A 23474-nucleotide genomic window follows, 5' to 3' on the forward strand; every position below is an offset into this window, starting at 1 on the left:
GTATATGAGAAAAATAGGGTAGGTTTCAACTAAATGCCATGTTGTCTGTATGATTTTGTTTGAAGGTGAGGAATGAGCATGACGCGTGTAAAAAAATATGATGGGATCACTCATTATTTGAAAAGTAATAATGGCTCTCAAGTAACGCTGACCTTTACTCAATTTGATGAATTGCTATTTCCTCGCAGCGGCTTGCCGCAAACAGCTCGGCAAGACCTGGACTGGTGGGCGAATGATTATCGTCATCCTGAAAAAGGAGCCTACGGTTGGCTGAACGCGAATTATGAAGTAGTACAAGTCAATCTTGATAAAGAATATGTTGTGTTCAATAAATTAGTAAAATCGAGTTGGCTCATTTAAAAATCATAAAAATTGTGGCATTCTAGCGTAACGATCAAATCGTTGCGCTTTTTTTTAATCTTTTACAGAGGATAAAGCAATACACTGCTCATGACGTACTTTGTTAAAAAAGAAAGGTTTGAATAAAATGATTGGTCAGCGTTTATTAGCAAAAGAATGGGAAACATTTTATCCACAAGCGGATCTAACAAAGGCAGTGAAGACTCCCGCAATGATAGCATCTGGAGAAGAGTGGATATGTCAGCGTTGCGGAAGTCATTCTCGTGAAAAAGTGCCAGCAGCTTATTTCTATTGTCCTCATTGTATTAGTTTAGGAAGGATGACCAGTGAGCAATCGCTCTATTATTTTCCCCCAGAAAGAATCACACCAAGGAAAATTGAGATTGTTTGGTCGGGACATCTTTCGCCGCCACAAGAAAAAATCGCAAAGCAGTTGATTGCGGATCAACGATCAGGGAAAACCTTTTTACTTTGGGCAGTGACTGGAGCAGGAAAGACGGAAATATTGTTTCCTTTATTAAAAGCCTATTTAGAACAAGGAAAACGGGTAGCTGTTACGTCGCCTCGAGTGGATGTCTGTAACGAAATATTTTTACGCTTTTGTGGGGCATTTCCGCAAGAAAAGATCAGTCTCTTTCATGGACAGGAAAGAAAAGATAACGGAGATATTTTTGTGGTATGCACAGTCCACCAATTGCTACGCTACCATGAATATTTTGATCTGGTAATAATCGATGAAGTGGATGCGTTTCCCTATGCAGAAGACCCTTTACTGCACCGTACTGTGGAAAGAGCAAAACGATCAGACGGAAAGCGTGTGTTTTTAAGCGCGACGCCTGATGAAAAGCTAAAGAAGTCAGTAGACTACCAGTACCACTTACCTGCCAGATTTCATCGCCGTGGGTTACCTGTTCCACAAGTGCTTTATTGCTGGCGTTTAGAGAAAGAGCTGTCTGCGGGGCACCTTTCAAAGAAAATCTTGAATAAAATAACTGAATTACTTGCAGAAAACAATGTACTTTTATTTTGTCCGAATATCTCTCTATTGGCGAAAATGGCAGAAGATATTCAAACGTATTTTCCAGAAGTGAAGTTGGCCACCGTTTTTTCACAAGATCAAGAGCGTCTAATAAAAGTCGAAAATATGCGTGCAGGGAAGTATCAATTGCTGCTCACTACAACGATTTTAGAACGAGGAGTGACTTTTGAAAAAGTATCGGTTGTTGTTTTACAAGCGTCTCACCGTGTGTTTAAAAAATCAGCGTTGGTCCAAATAGCCGGACGCGCTGATCGTAAAGGGGAGTACAATCAGGCGGAAGTTTTCTTTGCAACCAGCGAAATGACTACCGCTATCAAAGGGGCTATCAAAGAAATCAACGAAAACAATCGACAAGCTAGAGGGGCGGGATTGATCGATGCGCTGTAGTTGCTGCCAACAGGAGGTGGTAAAAAACGTAACTTTACGTGAGTTGTTCTTCAACACCAGTCAGCGGTGTTATCATTGTGAAAATCGTTTCTCAAAAATAAATAGCAAAACGGCATGTCCGGGATGTGGTCGCCCAGATTCGCCGAAGCTATGTGGAGATTGCCAGTTATGGGAAACGCAGTTAGGATTTGTATTGAATAATCAAGGTATTTTTCGCTACGATGAAGGATTTAAGCGATGGATCGAAAGCTATAAATTCAAAGGGGATTACCGCGTGCGAGGAGGGATCGCAAAAGAATTAAAAGAAGCGCTAAAAAAGTATTCAGACTATCTGATTTGTCCACTCCCGCTCTCAAAAGAACGTTTTAGAGAAAGAGGATTCAATCAAGTATGCGGTTGTTTAGAATCGGCAGAGTGTTCTTATATAGAGTTGTTGGAACGAAAAGATCTTTCTCCGCAGTCAGAAAAATCACGTGCGGAACGATTAAAAATGGAACAGCCTTTTGCTTTGAAGATGGAAAATAGAAAGATTAGAAATCAAAGAGTTTTATTAGTGGACGATGTCTATACGACGGGGCGTACACTGTTTCACGGAGCAGAAATTCTTTATAAAAATGGTGCTAAAACGGTGAAAAGCTTGACTTTTTCACGCTGAAATGCATTATTTTTTCGAGTGAAATTGATAGCGATTTACTTTGCAAAAGGATTAGATTTCGATATAATAGAATTAAGAAGAAGAGGGAAGAGTGGTCCTTCCTCCGATCTTCAGTTGGCAAGACGAAAGGGGCAATACGTATGTTCAAATATAATGTTCGTGGTGAAAACATCGAAGTTACTGAAGCTATCCGCAATTACGTTGAAAAGAAAGTAGGAAAGTTAGAACGCTACTTCACTGATGTTCCGGACGCAACTGCTTATGTCAATTTAAAAGTCTACACAGAAAAAACGGCAAAAGTTGAAGTAACGATTCCATTACCTTACTTAGTTCTTCGGGCCGAAGAAACTTCACCAGATTTGTATGCAAGTATTGATTTGGTTGTGGATAAATTAGAACGTCAGATCCGCAAATTTAAAACAAAAATTAATCGCAAAGCTCGTGAAACTTCTTTACCAACACGTGAAGTTGCTGTTGAATTGAACGATGAAGCAGAAGAAACTTCTGAGTTAGAGATTGTTCGTACGAAACGCTTATCATTGAAACCAATGGGCAGCGAAGAAGCAGTCTTACAAATGAACATGCTTGGGCATAACTTCTTTATCTTTGAAGATGCTGAAACGAATGGTACAAGCATCGTTTACCGTCGTAAAGATGGTAAATATGGTTTGATCGAAACAGATTAACAAATAGGCTTCAATAAATACTTTGTTAAGCCATATATCTAGAATTCACGCCTTCCAGCAGTAGCTGGAAGGTTTTTTATTTTGATTGAATTTAAAGTTTTAGAATGAAGCCGCTTTTTCTTGAGGAATTCGTTGCTCTAACTCGTTGGCAGGAAGGAAATGCCAGCAAAAAGATTAATCATTGTATAAGTCATGTATTATTCGTCATGAGAAGTTTCTTTTCTCAAGGACTAATGATAAAATATACTAGCGGGTTTCTATCGAAAAATAGAAAATGAAAAGAAATAAAGGAGTAAGATAAACGAATGGCAAACTTTCTGAGACGAATGATTGAAAATGATAAAAAAGAATTAAAACGATTAAGCGGGATCGCGGACAAGGTCGAAACCTTTTCTAGCGCCATGGAAGAATTGTCTGATGCGCAATTACGGGGTAAGACCGAAGAGTTCAGAGGACGTTATCAAGCAGGAGAAACATTAGACGAAATGTTGCCAGAAGCGTTTGCAGTCGTTCGCGAAGCAGCAAAACGCGTTTTAGGTCTGTATCCTTACCACGTACAATTAATGGGTGGGATCGTATTACACGATGGCAATATCCCAGAAATGAAAACAGGTGAAGGGAAAACCTTAACAGCAACGATGCCGGTGTATCTAAATGCTATAACCGGTGAGGGTGTCCATGTTGTAACAGTCAATGAATATTTGGCTACACGGGATTCTACAGAAATGGGCGAGTTGTATAACTTCTTAGGACTGAGCGTTGGCTTGAATATCAATTCAAAAACAGCGGATGAAAAACGTGAAGCGTATAACTGTGATATTACATACAGTACGAACAATGAACTAGGCTTTGATTATCTACGAGACAACATGGTAGTTTATCAAAGTCAAATGGTTCAACGTCCGCTAAACTACGCGATCGTCGATGAAGTGGATTCAATCTTGATTGATGAAGCTCGGACCCCTTTGATCATTTCAGGAGCGGCTGAAAAATCGACAGCTCTTTACACACGCACGGACAATTTTGTGAAGCGTTTGAAAGAAGAAGAGGACTTCAAGATTGACATTCAGTCAAAAACGATTGGTTTAACGGAACAAGGAATCGAAAAAGCTGAAGAAAACTTTGGATTAGAAAATTTGTATGATCTTGATAATACTGCATTGACCCATCATTTGGATCAAGCATTGCGGGCCAACTTTATCATGATTCGTGATATTGACTACGTGGTACAAGAAGGCAAAGTTCTGATCGTTGACCAATTTACTGGACGTATTATGGATGGTCGTCGCTACTCTGACGGGTTACACCAAGGGATCGAAGCCAAAGAAGGCGTTGAGATCGAAGACGAAACGAAGACGATGGCAACTATCACCTTCCAGAACTACTTCCGGATGTATAAAAAACTTGCCGGTATGACAGGGACAGCAAAAACAGAAGAAGAAGAGTTTCGTGAAATCTATAATATCGAAGTTATTCAAATTCCGACTAATCGTCCGATCATCCGTGAAGACCATGCAGACTTGTTATACCCAACATTGGAAAGCAAATTCCATGCTGTCGTTCAAGACATCAAAGAACGTCATCGTAAAGGACAGCCCATTCTTGTCGGTACGGTAGCGGTTGAAACATCCGAATTGCTTTCAAATATGTTGGACCGTGAAAAGGTTCCGCATGAGGTCTTGAATGCGAAAAATCACTTTAAAGAAGCAGAAATTATTATGAACGCGGGTCAAAAGGGCTCCGTTACTATCGCAACGAACATGGCTGGTCGAGGAACAGATATCAAGCTAGGTCTAGGGGTCATTGAACTGGGCGGACTTGCCGTAATCGGTACAGAACGTCATGAATCTCGCCGTATTGATAATCAGCTACGTGGACGTTCTGGTCGTCAAGGAGATCCAGGTGTTTCACAATTCTATCTTTCATTGGAAGATGATTTAATGAAACGTTTTGGCTCTGAACGAATCAAAGCGTTCTTGGACCGGATGAAAGTAGAAGACGAAGATGCCGTTATTCAAAGTAAAATGCTGACACGTCAAGTTGAATCTGCTCAAAAACGAGTAGAAGGAAACAACTACGATACACGTAAAAATGTTTTGCAATACGATGATGTGATGCGTGAGCAACGGGAAGTAATCTACAAACAACGGCAAGATGTGATCATGGGCGAAAAAGATTTGACACCAAACTTATTGAACATGGTACGCCGGACAATTTCACGTGTCGTGGACAGCCACACGCAATTGGATAAGGAAAACTGGAATTTTGAGGCCTTAGCTGATTTCGCCGGAACGACATTGGTGCACGAGGATACTGTTTCTAAAGCGGACTTTGAAAATAAAACGCCAGAAGAAATGAAGGATTATCTTTATAGTCGTGCGAAAGAGGTTTTTGATTCTAAAGTGGCCCAATTACAGAGCCCTGAACAATTATTAGAATTTGAAAAAGTAGTCATCTTGCGTGTTGTAGATACAAAATGGACCGATCACATTGATGCAATGGATCAATTGCGTCAATCTGTAGGGCTTCGTGCCTATGGACAAAACAATCCGTTGGTTGAATATCAAACAGAGGGCTACAAGATGTTTGAAGATATGGTAGGCGCAATCGAGTTTGAAGTGACACGACTCTTCATGAAAGCAGAGATCCGTCAAAATGTTCAACGGGAGCAAGTAGCGCAAAATCAACAAGAGCACCCAGTGGAAGCAGATGGAGATCCTAAGAACCTAACTGAAACGAAGCAAAAGCCTGTTCATGTTGAAAAAGTAGGGCGCAATGATCCATGTCCTTGCGGCAGCGGAAAAAAATATAAAAACTGTCATGGCAAAGGACAATAATTATTTACGATAAGAAATGAACCTTTAGGACGGGACATAGCTACTATGTCTCGTCTTTTGCGAGTTTCACTCCGTTCCTATTTTTGGATAGTTCATGGTATCTTATAGGTGTAATAATTTAATAGGTTATGTGTGGTAGAAACCGTTTGTATATTAAACTGGTTGCGAAGTAGTGTTCAAACGTTCAATATAGTCGTAAGATTTTATTTTTTGAAAGATCAAGTATTGGTTATACGGATAATTTTTATCCGAGAGAAAGAAGGAAAAAAGTTGGAAAACGCAGAAATACGAAATTTATTAGATACGATGCAAGAGCAAGTCGCAAGTTTCAGGGGGTCTCTTTGACCTAGAGCAGTTAGAGGAGGATATCGCTGAAGCTGAAAACCAAATGTCTGCACCAGATTTTTGGAATGACTCCGAAAAAGCGCAGGCTCTGATTAATCGAAATAATGCTTCTAAGGATACCTATGATCAGTTTCAAGTGATCGCAAATGAGACGGACGAAATGAATCTTATGTGGGAAATGCAGCAGGAAGAATTTGATCCTGAAATGCAAAAGGAATTAGAAGAGCGATTAAATCAGTTGCAGGAAAGAATTTCAGGTTTTGAACTATCATTGTTATTAGACAATCCCTATGATAAAAACAATGCCATTGTAGAACTTCATCCGGGCGCTGGTGGGACAGAATCTCAAGATTGGGGTTCAATGCTTTTACGCATGTATACTCGTTGGTCAGAACAACACGGTTTTTCAGTGGAGACAATCGATTATCAATCAGGTGATGAAGCTGGAATAAAAAGTGTTACCCTGATGATCAAAGGAACGAACGCCTACGGTTATTTGAAATCTGAAAAGGGTGTGCACCGATTAGTTCGGATATCGCCGTTTGATTCAGCGAGTCGTCGTCATACTTCTTTTTGCTCGGTGGAAGTCATGCCTGAGTTGGACGAAAACATTGAAGTCGAAGTCAATCCTGATGATTTAAAAGTGGATGTTTATCGTGCAAGCGGTGCTGGTGGACAGCATATCAATAAAACTTCTTCGGCGGTTCGGATCACGCATTTGCCAACAGGAACGGTTGTTGCCAGTCAGGCACAACGTTCACAATTTCATAATCGCGAGACGGCTATGCAGATGTTGAAGGCGAAGCTCTATCAGTTAGAGATAGAGAAAAAGGAGCAAGAGGCTGCGGCGTTGCGAGGAGAACAAAAAGAGATTGGTTGGGGATCGCAAATTCGTTCATATGTTTTTCATCCTTATTCAATGGTAAAAGATCACCGTACGGAACATGAAACTGGGAACGTACAGGCTGTGATGGACGGCGATCTAGATCCTTTTATCGATGCTTACTTGAAATGGCGCTTGGCGCAAGACACTCAAGCTTAAAAATGAAATCAAATTGTAAAGTTATGAAAGCCAGTTGCAATGTTGGCATGCTATAATAACAAAGAATTTAAGAGGATTTGGAGAGATAAAGCATGATTGAAATGCAGGATGTAACAAAAAAATATCCTAATAAGACAACTGCTGTGCGTGGGATTTCGGTCCGTATCGATCAAGGTGAGTTCGTCTATGTCGTTGGCCCCTCTGGTAGTGGAAAATCTACTTTTATAAAATTGATGTATCGTGAAGAGAAAGCAACTTCTGGAAAAGTATTGGATGTTGCTCGTCATGATTTGTTAAAGATCAAAAATAAAGAAGTCCCATATTTACGTCGAGATGTTGGCGTGGTTTTTCAGGACTTCAAGTTATTGCCTCGTAAGACAGTCTATGAAAATGTCGCTTACGCGATGCAAGTTATCGGGCGCAAGCCGCGTGATATCAAAAAACGTGTGATGGAAGTTTTAGATTTAGTTGGTCTAAAACACAAAGTTCGCGTATTCCCGAGTGAATTATCCGGTGGGGAACAGCAACGAGTGTCTATTGCGCGTGCCATCGTAAATACGCCTAAAGTATTGATCGCAGATGAGCCAACAGGGAACTTGGACCCGGATACGTCTTGGGAAATCATGAAGCTGTTGGAACGGATCAATAACCAAGGAACAACGATCGTTATGGCGACTCATAACAAAACGATCGTAGACACCATGCGTCATCGCTTGATCGCGATTGAAAATGGCTTGATCGTTCGGGATGAAGCGGAAGGAGAATACGAGTTTGATGATTAGAAATTTCTTCCGACACTTATTGGAAAGTATCAAAAGTGTCAAACGTAACGGCTGGATGACATTAGCATCAGTCAGTGCAGTAACGATCACACTAACGATGGCGGGAATATTCCTTGCAGTCATCATGAATGCGACAAAATTGGCGCAAGATGTCGAAGGAAATGTCGAAGTAACCGTCTTTGCTGATATCGGCACAAAAGAAAAAGATCTTAAAGCGTTAAAAACGGATTTAGAAGAGATCAAACACGTGGACAAAGTGACTTTCTCCAGCAAGCAAGAGCAATTGAGAAAATTACAAAAACAAATGGGTGATGCGTGGGATTTATTTGAAGGGGACAGCAATCCTCTTTATGATGTTTATATCGTAAGCGCAACAGATGCACAGTATATTCGTCCAGTGACCCGTGAAGCGAGTCAACTAAATAATGTCTTCCGTGCAAATTACGGCGGAAACTCAGCGGATCGAATCATCCAGATGTCCAAGGTTGTACGAACATGGGGCTTAGCCGCCGCCGCATTGTTAATCTTTGTAGCGATTTTCTTGATTTCGAATACGATTCGAATCACGATTATTTCACGCAAAACAGAGATTCAAATCATGCGATTGGTAGGAGCTAAAAATGGCTATATTCGTTGGCCATTCTTTCTTGAAGGTGGTTGGATCGGATTGATTGGTTCAATCGTACCGATTCTAGTGCTAACGTATGGCTATTCTCAAGTATACGGTATAGCTGCGCCTTATCTATTGCAATCAAATCTAGCATTGCTTCGTCCAAGCCAAATCGTATGGATTTTAGATATTGTAATGGCTGTTGGCGGGTATTTGATCGGTTCATTAGGTTCAGTTATCTCTATGCGTCGTTTCTTAAAAATCTAAATAATGAAACTTCTCCGTGTTTTCGGAGGAGTTTTTTTTATAGAATATTTTTAAAAGAGAATGTCTCTTGCCTTTTTTAGAAAAAGGTTCTACTATGGAAGACAGTTAAATAAATCGCTACCGAGCAAGGGAGCCAATTTCGTTAGGTCATTGAAGAAATTGGACTCCCTTTTTTTGATTTTTATTTCATAGTTTAATGGAATAGACTCGGTACGCATCGTTTCATTTGCTATTCATTTAAGGAGGAGTATGTATTATGGCATGGCTATCGTTGATTATTGCAGGGGTATTTGAAACATTTTGGGCAACCATGATGAAAATGAGTGAGGGATTTACTAAGATGAATTACTCGATTTTAACATTGGTTGGGATGATCGCAAGTTTCTATTTTTTAGCAAAGTCTCTGCACATACTGCCAATGAGTCTGGCTTACCCAGTATGGACAGGAATTGGTGCTGTGGGATCAATCCTAATTGGTGTTTTCTTTTTTAAAGATCATCTCTCTGTTTTGACGAGCTTTTTCGTGGTTCTTCTAGTAGTAGGAATCATTGGAATCAAAGTTACTAGCGGACATTAGCAAGGAAGTGGGGTAAACTATCTTTAGCACAAATGCAGGAGGTACGTATGATTAAAACGACGAATGAATTAACACCACAGGAATTATTGACCATTTTAGAGGCGCGCACGGCTGTTTTTGTGGTAGAGCAGCAGTGTCCTTATCAAGAAGTTGACGAGGCTGACCGTTCGGCTGTACACGTTTGTATAGAAAAAGAGGGTGAACTACAAGCGTATGCACGAATCCTAGCAGAAGGTGAGAGGATTCATTTCGGTCGTGTGTTCGTTGTGAAAAAATTTCGGGGACAACAATTGGGGAGAAAACTGGTTGCTAAGACGATGAAGGAAATAGAAAAACGCTACCCGGATCAGCCGGTCAGTATTTCGGCACAGGCGCATTTATCTGATTTTTACGGTTCATTCGGGTTTAAAGAAACTTCTGAGGAATATTTAGAAGATGGTATCCCTCACGTAGAAATGCTTTGGCAGAAGTCGGAGAATCACTAAAACAGTAGATTGTTTACATTCAGCATTTTCTCGGCTATCCTTTACTAGAAGGAGTGTGAAAGCATGTCGTTTGTGACAGAGCACTTGGGATTGTTTTTCCTGATTATCAATACAGTATTGTCTTTTATTATCGTTTTTAGAGAGCGGAAGGATACGGTGAATACATGGGCCTGGTTATTGGTCTTGACGTTTATCCCGATTCTTGGGTTTGTTTTGTATGTTTTTTTTGGAAAAGGTATCTCGAAAGAACGTATTTTTGATTTAAAGATGCAAACAAAAATAGGGATGAATGTGGAGGTTCAACAGCAACAGCGAGCGCTTGAACGGGGGCTTTTTCCTAAGCCAACGACCAATCAGGTTGACCCGCGTCAATTGATTTATATGCTGACCATGTTTGAAAGTTCTCTATATACGACAAAAAACGAAGTGACACTTTATACAGATGGACGTGAAAAATTCGATGCGCTGCTTGAGGACATCCATCAAGCAAGATACCATATCCATATGGAATACTACATTTACCGTGCGGATGAGTTGGGACTGGAAGTGCGGGAAGCATTGGTTGCTGCGGTATCCCGCGGGGTAAAAGTACGTCTGCTTTTGGATGCTTGGGGCTCCACACAAGTCAAACGTCGTTTTCTTGCACCGTTAATTGAAGCGGGTGGAGAAGTCGTTTTTTTCTTTCCATTATTTTTACCTTATTTAAATCCGCGGATGAATTATCGGAACCATCGAAAGATCGTTGTGATCGATGGAGAAATCGGCTATACCGGAGGATTCAATGTAGGAGACGAGTATCTCGGATTAGTTGAACGATTTGGCTACTGGCGAGACAATCATTTACGGATTCATGGGGATGCTGTGTACACATTGCAAAATCGCTTTTTAATGGATTGGAATTCTCAGCAACGTCACGACCTTGTGTATCAGCCAGACTATTTCCCAGAAATTGAAGCTGACGGGAAATTTGCTTTGCAAATCGTCAGCAGCGGGCCTGACAGCGAGCATGAACAAATTAAGTTGACGTATTTGAAAATGATCAATTTGGCAAAAAAGGAAATTTTGATCCAAACCCCTTATTATATTCCCGATGCCCCGATTCATGAAGCATTGAAGCTGGCGCTGTTGTCAGGAGTAAAAGTTCGCCTTCAGATCCCCAATAAGCCGGATCATATTTTAGTTTATTGGGCGACCTATTCTTTTGCGGCGGAATTGTTAGAGTATGGAGCAATTATTGAAACTTATGAAAATGGCTTTATCCACGCGAAAACCATGGTGATCGATGAAGGGATCGCTTCAGTAGGCTCTGCTAATATTGATGTACGGTCTTTCAAATTGGATTTTGAGGTAAATACGATTGTTTATGATGCCGCATTTGCTAGGGAATTGCGGGACGAGTTTTATAAAGATTCGATGAACTCAAAAATATTGACGCAAGAAAAATATGATCAACGCGGTACTGTTATCAAGTTTAAAGAGGGCATTGCACGATTGATCTCACCGCTTCTATAAAAATCATTTGCGCTTTCATGGTTTGATAGTATAAAATGAACTAGCTTGTTTAGTAAGTGAACTCAAAGAGATTTTAAGGAGATTTTTCATGAAGAAATGGTTCTTTCCCCTATTAGGTTTAGGAATGCTTTTACTGTTATCTGGATGTTCAAAATGGATCGACCGCGGTGAATCAATTACGGCTGTCGGCTCTTCAGCGTTGCAGCCATTGGTAGAGACGGTCGCTGAGGAATACCAGAGTAAAAATCCAGGAAGATTCATCAATGTCCAAGGCGGCGGAAGTGGTACAGGATTAAGCCAAGTACAATCGGGCGCTGTTGACATTGGTAATTCAGATTTATTTGCTGAAGAGAAAAATGGCATCGATGCGAAAAAATTAGTGGATCATAAAGTTGCTGTAGTAGGGATCACCCCTATCGTTAACAAGGGCGTCGGTGTAACCAATATTTCATTAGAAAACCTGCGAAAGATTTTTCTTGGTGAAATTAAGAATTGGAAGGACCTCGGCGGCAACGATCAAGAAATCGTTATTTTGAACCGGGCAACCGGCAGCGGGACACGATCGACCTTTGAACAATGGGTTTTAGATGGAAAAACGGCTATTCGTGCGCAGGAGCAGGACTCAAGCGGCATGGTTCGCCAAATTGTCTCGGATACTCCGGGCGCTATCAGCTATACGGCATTTTCATATGTCACGAAGGATGTACAGACCTTGAGTATTGATGAGGTCGAGCCGACAGACGACAATGTCACGACGAATCGTTGGAAGATTTGGGCCTATGAGCATATGTATACTAAAGGCGAACCCACTGAATTAGTGAAGGATTTTCTTGATTATATGCTTTCTGAGGATGTTCAAGGAAAAGTGGTTCCACAACTCGGCTACATTCCCATCTCTAATATGAAAGTAGAACGAGATTGGCAAGGCAATGAAATAAAATAGCAGAACTACCGTTTCGTTTTTTCGAGACGGTTTTTTTCACGTAATTTTTGCTGCAGAAAATGCAGGAAAAATGAGGTAGGCGATTATTCCGAAAAGAGTAGGAGGAGAAGAAATGTATTATCCAATACAAGTTCCCTTTCTTTTAAATGACGCGTTCACGCAAGCGGTCGTTTACAATGAAACGGTTATTCCTGAATGCAGCGCGTTCATTTTATGTTTTTGGTCCATGTATCCGAAAACGGAACAGCACCGTCGAGTGAAAAATGTCATTATCGCAGATGGTTGTATTGACTTGATCGTCGATTTTGATAGAAAGGAAATATTTTTCACTGGGAATCAGCAAACAGAATTTGACTATGAGATAGAAACGCCCGCATATTTCTTTGGTGCGCGCATGATGCCGGGCGCTTTCCATCAACTTACAGGTCTGCCTGCGGAAAGAGCGATGAATGACCGTGTGTTCTTGCAAAATGTTTTTACTGATCTCGATCAGTCGCGCTTTTTTTCAGCAGGGTTCGAACAGGCTCAGAAAATTTTTCAGGGCTATTTGGTCAAAAAATTTGAGAAGATGACGCCTAATGATTTTACAAGGCTTTTTCCGAGATTGTTTGAGTCTCCGCCTAAAAATACGAAGGAATTGTATGACCAGCTTTACTTTAGTCCTCGCCAGTGCCAACGCGTTTTTTCGAAAAATTTTGGTTTAACGCCTAAGATGGTACTAAGTATTTTAAGGTTTCAAAAATGTTTGCAGATACTGACTTCTGAACAAGCTGTCCCCTCTGACATTATGGCCGTGACAAATTATTATGATCAGCCTCACTTTAATAAAGACTTTAAGCACTATTTAGGAATTACTCCGCTAGACCTAGTTTCTCGTTATAAAAAGTGACGCTTTTTTACAATTATTTCCAGCCTCTTCTTGATAAAATTAATCTATCAATCAGGGAGGCGAGCACAATGTATAAAAATATAACGACTAATTTAATGGTTGCGAATGTAGAGACATCCATCACATTCTATCAAGATATATTGGGATTAGAGGTAGTCGCATCCGTACCTGCCGACGACCAATCCTTACAATTTGCTATTCTTTCAAAGGAGGAGCTCACGTTGATGCTCCAAGAAAAAAATAATTTGATTGAAGAGTATCCAATACTGACAACTGAAGAAATTACGCCATCTATCACGCTGTACATCACTGTTGAGAATTTTGAGGATTTTTACAAGATGATTGAACAGAACTATCCTATTTACAAAACACCACATAAAACCTTTTATGGAGCAATGGAATTTGCTATTGCAGACCCAGATGGCTATGTTTTAACGTTTACAGAATACAAAGAAGGGTGATCGGCAATGGAAAATAATCTACAAATGATTCCTGGTATTGGAAAAAATATGGCGGCTCATTTGATAAATGCGGGCTTTCCTACAATTGCCTCGCTAAAAGAACAAGATCCAGAAGAAATTTATCTAAAGGATTGTGTAGTACAAGGGCAACCGGTCGACCGCTGTGCCTTGTATGCCTATCGACTAGCCGTTTACTATGCGGATCATGAAGGGCAGCTTCCAGCAAATAAACAAAATTGGTGGGATTGGAAAGACGAATAATTAGTTTTAATCATAAGAAACTTCACGACAGCCGCTATCTCTGTATGGCTGAAAGTCGTGAAGTTTTTTGTTTCAAGCAGTTCAGTTGCGCGGATTCTCTTCTTTGGTTTACACTTTCTTTACAATTGTCATGGAAGCGTTACAGGAGATTAAAAAGAAATTGATTTTCAACAGGTAGAATGGGTTTGTTGGTTTGAAAAAACCGAGTGGATTAGATTGAAGGAATCAGGAGGAGTAAGCCTTGGAGAATGAAGATGTAAAAAAAGCGCTCACGACGAAATCAAAGCGTGCAAGAATCGAACAACGGGGACGTTTTATTAGTTTTATCTGTATCGCGTTGATCGTATTTGTCGTTGCAGCAATTTTCTATTTTGTAGCAAGCAAGGGGTTATCAACCTTTTTTGTAGATAAGATCAATGTATTCGACTTTTTATTTGGAACGGTGTGGAATCCCAGTGCGACTGGGCCGGATGGCAAACCGCTAGTCGGCGCGTTGCCAATGATTCTAGGTTCCTTTATGGTGACCTTTTTATCAGCGATTGTGGCGACCCCGTTTGCGATCGGAGCCGCAGTCTTTATGACGGAGATTTCTCCTACTAAAGGACAGAAATTCTTACAGCCAGTCATTGAGCTGCTTGTGGGTATTCCTTCTGTTGTTTATGGTTTTATTGGTTTGTCAGTGATTGTACCGTTTATTCGTTCAATTTTCGGTGGAACAGGTTTCGGGATATTATCTGGGACGTTTGTATTATTTGTTATGATTCTGCCTACCGTAACCACGATGACGGTAGATACATTAAAATCAGTGCCCCGCCATTACCGCGAAGCTTCGCTGGCTTTGGGCGGAACGCGTTGGCAAACGATTTACAAAGTTGTATTACGTGCTGCCGTGCCAGGAATATTGACCGCTGTCGTCTTCGGGATGGCTCGTGCCTTTGGTGAAGCTTTGGCTATCCAAATGGTTATCGGGAATGCTGCATTGATGCCGACGGGGTTGACGACACCCGCTTCGACTCTGACGTCGATCTTGACGATGGGGATCGGGAACACAATCATGGGCACTGTAGAAAACAACGTTTTATGGTCACTGGCACTGATCTTATTATTCATGTCGTTAGTGTTCAATATTTTGATTCGTTATATTGGAAAGAAAGGGGAGATAACGAATGGATAAAGCGAAACGCGCGGATAAAATCGCGACAGCAGTCCTTTACATTGTCTCCGGTTTGATAGTTGCGATCCTGGCTTTTCTATTGCTTTACATTTTGATTCGTGGCTTGCCTCATGTTTCGTGGGAGTTCTTAACATCCCCTTCAAAAGCCTATCAAAAAGGTGGCGGAATCGGAATTCAATTATTCAATTCGATCTATCTGCTGTTGATCACCATGATTATCAGTTTGCCTATTTCTTTAGGAGCGGGAATTTATTTATCTGAGTATGCGAAGAAAAACTGGGTGACTAATGTCATTCGGACATCTATCGAAATTTTGAGCTCGTTACCTTCAGTAGTAGTTGGTCTATTTGGTTTCTTGATTTTTGTTATTCAGTTCGGATATGGCTTCTCGATTCTTTCTGGTGCATTAGCATTGACGCTTTTCAACTTGCCTTTGCTAACAAGAAATATTGAAGAATCCCTCAGAGCAATTCATTATACACAACGTGAAGCGGGGTTAGCATTAGGCCTATCACGCTGGGAAACCGTCACAAAAATTGTTGTTCCAGATGCATTGCCCGGGATTTTGACTGGAATCATTTTAAGCTCTGGACGTATCTTCGGTGAAGCCGCGGCGTTGATCTATACAGCTGGACAAAGTGCGCCGGCGTTGGATTTCACCAATTTAAACCCATTAAGCGTATCAAGTCCCTTGAGTATTTTCCGTCAGGCTGAAACGTTGGCCGTGCACATTTGGAAAATCAATACTGAAGGAACAATGCCCGATGGCAATGCTGTTTCTGCCGGGGCTTCTGCTGTTCTTATCCTAGCGGTACTGCTCTTTAACTTTGGCGCCCGCGCAATCGGTAAGAGATTGCATAGAAAAATGACGTCAACATAAAAAATTAAACCAAGATCGTTTCAACATTCGTACGAACAAGGAGAAATTCAATGAAAGAATATAATTGGGATGAACGTAACCTCATCAAAATGTCTGGCGAGGTCGCGTTGCATACAGAAGATTTGCATGTCTTTTACGGCGACAACGAGGCTATCAAAGGTGTAGATCTTGAATTTGAAAAAAATAAAATCACCGCATTGATCGGGCCTTCTGGTTGTGGGAAATCCACTTACCTACGTTCATTGAACAGAATGAATGATGGCATTGCTAGCGCGAATGTCACTGGGAAGATCGTATATAAGGATGTTGATGTCAATGCCTCAAATATCGATGTGTATGAAATGCGCAAACGTATCGGCATGGTATTTCAGCGTCCGAATCCGTTCAGTAAATCAATTCGTGATAATATCACTTTTGCTTTGAAGCAGCACGGAATGAGAGACAAACATCAATTGGAAGAAACCGTAGAAACAAGCTTGAAGCAAGCGGCTTTATGGGATCAAGTCAAAGACAACCTCGACAAAAGTGCTTTAGCATTGTCCGGTGGGCAACAGCAACGTCTGTGTATTGCACGAGCAATCGCGATGAAGCCAGACATCTTATTGCTAGATGAACCGGCAAGCGCGTTAGATCCAATCTCAACAGGAACAGTGGAAGAAACGTTGGTCCAATTGAAAGAAAATTATACGATCATCATTGTTACACATAATATGCAGCAGGCAGCTCGTATCAGTGATTACACGGCCTTTTTCTACTTAGGCCATGTCATTGAATACGACCAAACAACAAAAATTTTCACGCGTCCGAAAATTCAAGCTACAGAAGATTATGTATCAGGTCATTTTGGTTAACCAAGAATTTTATAGGTAATCACAGTAGAAAAACTAGTGGAATGGTATACGGCTTGAACATAAAACTTATTTTCTGCAAGAAAATGAATTCTTATATACTGAAAAAGGATGCCAGTTCCACTTTTTGCAGTAACTAGTGACAAAAAAAGAAATAAAAAAGCAACGGATAAATACTAGTAGAAGTATTAGTGAAATGGTATACGGCTTGAACATAAAACTCATTTTCTGTAAGAAAATGAATTCCTATATACTGAAAAAGGATGCCAGTTCCACTTTTTGCAGTAATTAGTGACTGAAAAAGAAATAAAAAAGCAACGGATAAATACTAGTAGAAGTATTAGTGGAATGGTATACGGCTTGAACATAAAACTTATTTTCTGCAAGAAAATGAATTCCTATATACTGAAAAAGGAGAAAACTGAATGTCGAAGATTATTACTTCCAAAGACCTTCATTTATATTATGGCAAAAAAGAAGCGTTAAAAGGGATTGACATGGATATTGAAAAGGGCGAGATCACTGCAATGATCGGTCCCTCAGGTTGCGGAAAGTCTACCTATTTACGCTGTTTGAATCGAATGAATGACTTGATTCCCGGTGTAACGATCACAGGCGGAGTGATGTACAAGGACAAAGATATTTATAGTCCTAAAACAGACACCGTAGAATTGCGAAAAGAAATTGGCATGGTTTTTCAACAACCCAATCCTTTTCCATTTTCGATTTACGAGAACGTCATTTATGGGTTAAAATTAAAAGGCGAGAAGGACAAGAACAAACTTGATCAAGTGGTTGAAGAAAGTTTGAAAGCTGCTTCTGTATGGAACGATGTGAAAGATAAGCTCCATGAGAGTGCGTTGTCTCTATCTGGCGGGCAGCAGCAACGTGTCTGTATTGCTCGAGTATTGGCGGTCAATCCTGAAGTGATCTTAATGGATGAACCAACGAGTGCGCTAGATCCAGTATCTACCGGTAAAATAGAAAATATGTTGTTAGAACTGAAGGAAAATTACACTATTATTATTGTGACACATAACATGTCGCAAGCTTCACGAATATCCGATCGTACAGCCTTTTTCTTACAAGGAGAGTTGATCGAATTTGATAAGACCAAGAAAATTTTCTTAGATCCTTCGAGACAAGAAACCGAAGACTATATCTCAGGGAAATTTGGTTAGTAGGCAATTTGATAGAGAAGATTGATAGTTATAAGGAGGGCAAAGATGTTACGCACACAATTTGAAGAAGATCTGCTGAATCTTCACAATCAATTTTATGAAATGGGTATGATGGTCTCAAGTGCCGTACACAAGTCAGTTCGTTCATATATTGACCACGATAAAAAATTAGCACAAGAAGTTATTGACCATGATGTTGAGATCAATAATATGGAAGTTCGTTTGGAGAAAAAAAGCTTTGAGATGATTGCGTTGCAGCAACCTGTCACAACAGACCTGCGCACAATCATTACTATCATGAAAGCCAGTTCTGATTTGGAACGAATGGGGGATCATGCAGTATCCGTTGCAAAATCAACCATTCGACTAAAAGGGCTGCCTCGAATTCTAGAGGTTGAGAAAGAAATCAATGAGATGTCCAACTATGTGAAGAAGATGGTGGACAATGTTCTGATCGCTTACGTAAAAACAGATGAAAAAGATGCTCGGATGATCGCGAAGATGGATGAACGAGTAAACGATTATTTCCAAAAAATCTATGACATGACCACAAATACGATGGAAAAAGAATCTGATACAATCATCAGCGGAACGGACTATCTTCACGTGGCAGGGTATTTAGAACGCGTTGGGGACTATGTGACAAATATCTGTGAATGGATCGTATACTTAGCGACTGGGAAAATCACTGAACTAAACAGCAATCGAAATGAAAACTTTTAAACGAATGGCCAGCTAGATTTTCTAGCTGGTTTTTTTCTATATATAATAGGAAGAAACACACCCGTTAACAAGTCGGATAAAAAGATGGGTCTTTAGTCCTATGACAAATGATTCAAAACCATGCATAATATGAATGTAAACAAAAGTATGTATTTGCTTTTTGAAGGAGGCAATTTCTATGAATGAAAGACAACGAATTTTAGAATTAGTCAAAAAAGGTATTTTATCGACTCAAGAAGGTTTAGATTTATTAGAAAGTATGGCCAAGGCAAAGGATGAAGCGCAGATCAAGCAAGCTGCTGATAAAGTGGATTCTTATCACCGTGACCAAGCAACCAATTTAGTTGATGAATGGGAAAACAAAAAAAATGCAGAAGAAGCGGATGGGTCTGAAGAACAGGACTTGGAAGATCTTGAAGCTTACTTCGATGATTTAGCGACAGAAGCCAATCAAATTTCTGCTCATATTGATGAAATCAACCGGAAGAAGAACGAATTAAAAGCGGCTCTTCATGAAAAAGAAGAAGTGTTGATGGAATTAGATACGAAGGAAGAATTGGATACATTATCAGAAGAAGATGATAAAATCCGTGAAACCGTTCAAGAAGAAATTGATGAGCTGAAGGAACAAATCGCCGCGTTGCAGGAACAAGTCGATGCACAAGAAGAAAAGTTGAAAAATGTTCAAGACGATCAAAATGAAACACGCAAAGAACGTACGCGTGCACGGTTTGATATTCCAGACGATTTGAAAGATCAAGCAACTGAGACATTCTCACAAGTTGGTGAAAAGCTTGGAGAAGCAGGGATTCAATTAAGTCGTTTGATGAAGAAAACGTGGAAGACGGTTTCTGATACTGTAGAAGAAAACGTGGATTGGAAAGACTTCAACGTGAAAGTTCCTGGTTTAGTAACGTCTAAGTTTGAACACCAATTCCTATATACAGATGTGGAACCTACTTTGCTGGACATTAAATTAGCGAATGGGAAAGTTACCTTAAAATCATGGGATGACGCAGCTATCAAAGTAGATGCGAAAATCAAACTTTATGGTAAAATGAATGAAGCAACGCCGCTTCAATCGCTATTAGAACGTAGCCAAATTGAAGTAAACGATGAGCACATCTCATTCCAGATCCCAAATAAACGTGTTCAAGCAGAGTTAGTTTTCTACTTGCCAAAACGGACGTATGACCACGTAGCAGTTAAATTATTGAATGGTGATTTGACTGTTGAAGAGATGGATGCTAAAGATGTCTATGCGAAATCAACGAATGGCAATATTATGTTCAAGCATATCGATGCGACGATGCTTGAAATCCAAGGTGTTAATGGGAATATCGAGATCCGCGAAGGTGCGATCTTAGATTCGATCATTGAAACTGTTAATGGGAATATTACGACTCAAGCAGCGATTCAAAACTATGGCATTTCATTGGTAAATGGAGATGTCAAATTGACCGCTGGACATGATAGCCTACAAAAAATTAAAGCAAGCTCAGTGAACGGAAACGTCAAAGTTTCTTTAGGAAAAACAGTTGGACTAGAAGGATTAGCCAAAACAAGCTTAGGCAGTATCAATGATCGCTTATCAAACTATGAAGTAATCAGAGAGAAAAAAGAGAAAACAAACCGCTTATTGCAATTTCGTCGGGTTGCCGATGAAATGGTGAAAATCGATGTATCAACAACGACTGGTAGTATTTTCTTGAAAGATTTTGACAATTAAGAAATAATAAGGAAGGAAGATTCATATGCAAAAGAAATTACAAAAGTCACGAACAAATGTGGTACTGACAGGTACCTTAGCAGGAATCGCCGAATACTTCGGGATTGATCCAACAATTGTGCGTGTCATTTATGTTTTCTTGAGTCTCGTCTTGATTGGCTCACCAGTCATCCTCTACATTTTATTGGCGTTAGTGATCCCATCAGCACCAAGAGGCAGAGATTCTTATGGACATAACAATCCCTATTATGGGAACAATGACTACAATGATTATGAAAAAAAATCGTCCCGCCAACGAAAGAAAGCGGACAAAATCGATGAAGATGACTGGAGCGACTTTTAATGACTTACCTACAGCGCTTAATAGCTAATGCACTGATTTTCATTTCACTATCGGTGCTCTTTCCTAATCAGGTATATGTGGAAAGTTTAATGATGGCTGTTGCTGCAAGCTTTGTCCTATCAATATTGAATACGCTAGTGAAACCAATCTTGATTTTTCTTTCACTGCCATTAAATATTTTGACCTTGGGACTGTTCAGCTTTGTGATTAGCGCTGGTATGTTGCAATTGACTTCCAACCTATTAGGAAATTATCGCTTTGGCTTCTCTAGTTTCGCGGTCTCCATATTGGTGGCGGTCGTCATGGCTATTGTCAATGCGATCGTTTCGGATCATAATATCGATAAATACGCGGACAGATAAATGTAGTTACCCTTTAAGCTGTAGATAGACTCCCTCGTGTGGAGAATGTCTACAGCTTTTTATATGGAAAAAATAAAAGACAGGTGTTCGAGAATGCTTGCTCTCACTGTCTCTCACGCAGCAGCGTTGTCTGACTGTCGTCATTTTTTGAATAACAAAACGTTAGCCAAATTACTACTGCTGTATCTTGATTCATTAATGTTTAGTAAAGCCTTTTCCTAAGATTGGCGGAGAAGCTTGTCTGAACCTAGTCACCCTATGGATAAAATGATAAAATAGAGCGGAAGTGTAGAAAAGAGGGATTATATGGCTGAAACAGTAAAAGTAAAAGAACTAGTTGATAACCTTTCATTGGAAGTGGTCACGGGTGATGAAGAAAGTCTTGAGCGGGTCATCACCACCGGCGATATTTCTCGTCCCGGATTAGAGTTGACGGGCTATTTTAATTATTACTCCCATGACCGGTTACAACTTTTTGGAAATAAAGAAATTACATTCGCGGAACGAATGATGCCGGAAGAACGTTTGATGGTTTTGCGGCGTATGTGTAGCGACGATACGCCTGCTTTTATTGTTTCTCGCGGCTTGACACCGCCAAAGGAAATGATCGAAGCGGCGAGTGAACGGAACATTCCGGTGTTGAGTTCACCTATCTCGACCTCTCGGTTACTAGGTGAGATTTCTAGTTACTTGAATGGTGGCTTAGCACCGCGGACGAGTGTTCACGGTGTGTTAGTGGATGTTTATGGATTAGGTGTGCTGATTCAAGGGGACAGTGGGATTGGTAAAAGCGAGACTGCGTTGGAGTTGGTAAAACGAGGCCATCGATTGATTGCGGATGATCGAGTGGATGTTTATCAACAAGACGAATTGACACTGATTGGTGAACCGCCAAGAATTTTGCAGCATTTGATCGAAATTCGCGGGATTGGAATTATCGATGTCATGAATTTATTCGGTGCCAGTGCAGTTCGCGGATCGATGCCAGTACAGCTAGTGGTTTATTTAGAAAGCTGGTCTAAGGATAAAAAATATGACCGTTTAGGCAGCGGCAATACTGAAGTGGAAATTGCGGAAGTGAAAATTCCTCAGGTGAAGATTCCAGTGAAGACCGGACGCAATGTTGCGATCATTATTGAAGTAGCAGCAATGAATTTCCGGGCACGAACAATGGGCTATGATGCGACGAAGACCTTTGAAGATCGTCTAACCCAACTAATCGAAGAAAATTCGGGGCAATAAAATGCTTGCTCAAGTAAATCGTGTTGCCTTTGAATTGTTTGGTCTTCAAATTTATTGGTATGCGATTATCATTGTTTCAGGAATCGCGATCGCTTTGTGGTTGTCTACCCGTGAGGCGCTGAGAGTGGGCTTAAAAGAAGATGATATGTCAAACTTCCTTCTTTGGGCATTGCCGATTGCGATCATTGGTGCACGGTTGTATTATGTTTTGTTTGATCTGCCGATGTATCTTGCGGACCCGATCCAAATTTTTAATACACGCAGTGGTGGACTTGCCATCTATGGCGGCTTGATTGCGGCTGTGATTGTATTGATTGTGTATACCCGGCATCATTTCATTGATCCATGGCTGTTTTTGGATGTTGTGGCTCCGAGTGTCATGCTGGCACAGGCGATGGGCCGCTGGGGGAATTTTACAAATCATGAAGCCTATGGCGGTGAAACGACGCGTCAATTTTTAGAGAGTCTGCACTTGCCACAGTTTATTATAAATAATATGTATATCGACGGGGCTTTCCGCCAACCAACCTTTTTCTACGAATCGATGTGGAGTCTGTTAGGCTTCCTCATCCTTTTGTTTATTCGAAAAAATGTGCGCATCAAACGTGGCGAGATCTTTTTGGGCTATGTGACGTGGTACAGTTTTGGACGCTTTTTCATCGAAGGGATGCGAACAGATAGCTTGTACTTGTTCGGCGGGATTCGGGTATCTCAACTATTATCCTTGATCCTTTTTGTCGGAGGCCTAGCATTGTTCTATTACCGTCGCAAAATACGCAAAGATGTGAAGCTTTATGCGCGTGATCAAGGAACTAATCAAGCTTTAATATAAGAGAGCTCCTTTTACTGACTGT

At 40.5% G+C, this 23474-nt stretch carries 25 protein-coding genes; all 25 read left to right on the forward strand.

From position 1 onward, the window contains the following. Window positions 1-72 precede the first annotated feature (72 nt). The 25 genes from A5868_RS03930 to lgt all read left to right on the forward strand — a co-directional run bounded on the left by A5868_RS03930 (window position 73) and on the right by lgt (window position 23452). Window positions 73-360: a DUF7662 domain-containing protein gene (locus A5868_RS03930; protein ID WP_086305508.1), complete on the forward strand. Its 288-nt coding sequence runs from the start codon at window positions 73-75 to the stop codon at window positions 358-360. A gap of 127 nt (window positions 361-487) precedes the next feature. Continuing rightward, window positions 488-1786 carry a DEAD/DEAH box helicase gene (locus A5868_RS03935; RefSeq protein WP_086305509.1) on the forward strand — a complete coding sequence of 433 codons (1299 nt, stop codon included), beginning with the start codon at window positions 488-490 and terminating at the stop codon, window positions 1784-1786. A gap of 193 nt (window positions 1787-1979) precedes the next feature. Beyond that, entirely contained in the window at window positions 1980-2441 is a 462-nt protein-coding gene (locus A5868_RS03940; RefSeq protein WP_254908367.1) for a ComF family protein, read from the forward strand. 140 nt (window positions 2442-2581) lie between these two features. After that, window positions 2582-3127 (forward strand): ribosome hibernation-promoting factor, HPF/YfiA family, encoded by a 546-nt coding sequence (gene hpf, locus A5868_RS03945; protein WP_010781567.1) that lies wholly within the window; start codon window positions 2582-2584, stop codon window positions 3125-3127. Between the two features lie 305 nt (window positions 3128-3432). Beyond that, the gene (secA, locus tag A5868_RS03950) at window positions 3433-5964 is read left to right on the forward strand and encodes a preprotein translocase subunit SecA (protein WP_086305511.1); all 2532 of its coding nucleotides are present in this window, start codon (window positions 3433-3435) and stop codon (window positions 5962-5964) included. Between the two features lie 270 nt (window positions 5965-6234). Further along, window positions 6235-7351 (forward strand): peptide chain release factor 2 gene (prfB, locus tag A5868_RS03960; RefSeq protein ID WP_217808914.1). Its coding sequence is split into 2 segments (ribosomal slippage): window positions 6235-6306 and window positions 6308-7351, totalling 1116 coding nucleotides; the frame shifts between segments, so codons are not numbered across the junction. A 92-nt stretch (window positions 7352-7443) separates the two neighbouring features. Further along, window positions 7444-8133 (forward strand): cell division ATP-binding protein FtsE, encoded by a 690-nt coding sequence (gene ftsE / locus A5868_RS03965; protein WP_010781564.1) that lies wholly within the window; start codon window positions 7444-7446, stop codon window positions 8131-8133. Further along, on the forward strand, window positions 8126-9010 hold the full coding sequence (ftsX, locus tag A5868_RS03970) for a permease-like cell division protein FtsX (protein ID WP_010781563.1): 885 nt from the start codon (window positions 8126-8128) through the stop codon (window positions 9008-9010). Before ftsE ends, ftsX begins: the two co-directional genes overlap by 8 nt. 256 nt (window positions 9011-9266) lie before the next feature. Next, on the forward strand, window positions 9267-9587 hold the full coding sequence (locus tag A5868_RS03975) for a DMT family transporter (protein ID WP_010781562.1): 321 nt from the start codon (window positions 9267-9269) through the stop codon (window positions 9585-9587). 47 nt (window positions 9588-9634) lie between these two features. Next, on the forward strand, window positions 9635-10072 hold the full coding sequence (locus A5868_RS03980) for a GNAT family N-acetyltransferase (RefSeq protein WP_086305514.1): 438 nt from the start codon (window positions 9635-9637) through the stop codon (window positions 10070-10072). Window positions 10073-10135: 63 nt separating this feature from the next. After that, window positions 10136-11584, forward strand: a complete 1449-nt coding sequence (gene cls, locus A5868_RS03985) for a cardiolipin synthase (protein ID WP_086305515.1) — start codon at window positions 10136-10138, stop codon at window positions 11582-11584. An 88-nt stretch (window positions 11585-11672) separates the two neighbouring features. Further along, window positions 11673-12527: a phosphate ABC transporter substrate-binding protein PstS gene (locus tag A5868_RS03990; protein ID WP_010781559.1), complete on the forward strand. Its 855-nt coding sequence runs from the start codon at window positions 11673-11675 to the stop codon at window positions 12525-12527. A 112-nt stretch (window positions 12528-12639) separates the two neighbouring features. Beyond that, a complete protein-coding gene (locus A5868_RS03995; RefSeq protein WP_086305516.1) occupies window positions 12640-13416 on the forward strand; it encodes an AraC family transcriptional regulator in 777 nt (258 codons plus the stop codon). 68 nt (window positions 13417-13484) lie between these two features. After that, entirely contained in the window at window positions 13485-13877 is a 393-nt protein-coding gene (locus A5868_RS04000) for a VOC family protein (RefSeq protein WP_086305517.1), read from the forward strand. 6 nt (window positions 13878-13883) lie between these two features. Beyond that, a complete protein-coding gene (locus A5868_RS04005) occupies window positions 13884-14138 on the forward strand; it encodes a helix-hairpin-helix domain-containing protein (RefSeq protein WP_086305518.1) in 255 nt (84 codons plus the stop codon). Window positions 14139-14379: 241 nt separating this feature from the next. Beyond that, window positions 14380-15312, forward strand: a complete 933-nt coding sequence (pstC, locus tag A5868_RS04010) for a phosphate ABC transporter permease subunit PstC (protein WP_010781555.1) — start codon at window positions 14380-14382, stop codon at window positions 15310-15312. Beyond that, the gene (pstA, locus tag A5868_RS04015) at window positions 15305-16192 is read left to right on the forward strand and encodes a phosphate ABC transporter permease PstA (protein WP_010781554.1); all 888 of its coding nucleotides are present in this window, start codon (window positions 15305-15307) and stop codon (window positions 16190-16192) included. Before pstC ends, pstA begins: the two co-directional genes overlap by 8 nt. A gap of 50 nt (window positions 16193-16242) precedes the next feature. After that, window positions 16243-17043, forward strand: coding sequence for a phosphate ABC transporter ATP-binding protein PstB (gene pstB, locus A5868_RS04020; protein WP_086305519.1), 801 nt, complete (start codon window positions 16243-16245; stop codon window positions 17041-17043). Between the two features lie 422 nt (window positions 17044-17465). Continuing rightward, the gene (gene pstB / locus A5868_RS04025; RefSeq protein WP_010781551.1) at window positions 17466-18221 is read left to right on the forward strand and encodes a phosphate ABC transporter ATP-binding protein PstB; all 756 of its coding nucleotides are present in this window, start codon (window positions 17466-17468) and stop codon (window positions 18219-18221) included. Window positions 18222-18266: 45 nt separating this feature from the next. After that, window positions 18267-18944, forward strand: a complete 678-nt coding sequence (gene phoU, locus A5868_RS04030) for a phosphate signaling complex protein PhoU (RefSeq protein WP_010781550.1) — start codon at window positions 18267-18269, stop codon at window positions 18942-18944. A gap of 178 nt (window positions 18945-19122) precedes the next feature. Continuing rightward, window positions 19123-20673, forward strand: a complete 1551-nt coding sequence (liaX, locus tag A5868_RS04035) for a daptomycin-sensing surface protein LiaX (RefSeq protein ID WP_010781549.1) — start codon at window positions 19123-19125, stop codon at window positions 20671-20673. 25 nt (window positions 20674-20698) lie between these two features. After that, window positions 20699-21016 (forward strand): PspC domain-containing protein, encoded by a 318-nt coding sequence (locus A5868_RS04040; protein ID WP_010781548.1) that lies wholly within the window; start codon window positions 20699-20701, stop codon window positions 21014-21016. Beyond that, window positions 21016-21378, forward strand: coding sequence for a phage holin family protein (locus A5868_RS04045; RefSeq protein WP_086305520.1), 363 nt, complete (start codon window positions 21016-21018; stop codon window positions 21376-21378). The genes A5868_RS04040 and A5868_RS04045 overlap by 1 nt, the downstream gene beginning before the upstream one ends. A gap of 306 nt (window positions 21379-21684) precedes the next feature. Then, entirely contained in the window at window positions 21685-22620 is a 936-nt protein-coding gene (gene hprK, locus A5868_RS04050; protein ID WP_010781546.1) for an HPr(Ser) kinase/phosphatase, read from the forward strand. Window position 22621: 1 nt separating this feature from the next. Then, window positions 22622-23452: a prolipoprotein diacylglyceryl transferase gene (gene lgt, locus A5868_RS04055; protein ID WP_086305521.1), complete on the forward strand. Its 831-nt coding sequence runs from the start codon at window positions 22622-22624 to the stop codon at window positions 23450-23452. The last annotated feature ends 22 nt before the right edge of the window (window positions 23453-23474 follow it).

It is taken from the genome of Enterococcus sp. 12F9_DIV0723, assembly GCF_002174375.1.
GTDB classification, from domain to species: domain Bacteria; phylum Bacillota; class Bacilli; order Lactobacillales; family Enterococcaceae; genus Enterococcus_A; species Enterococcus_A gilvus.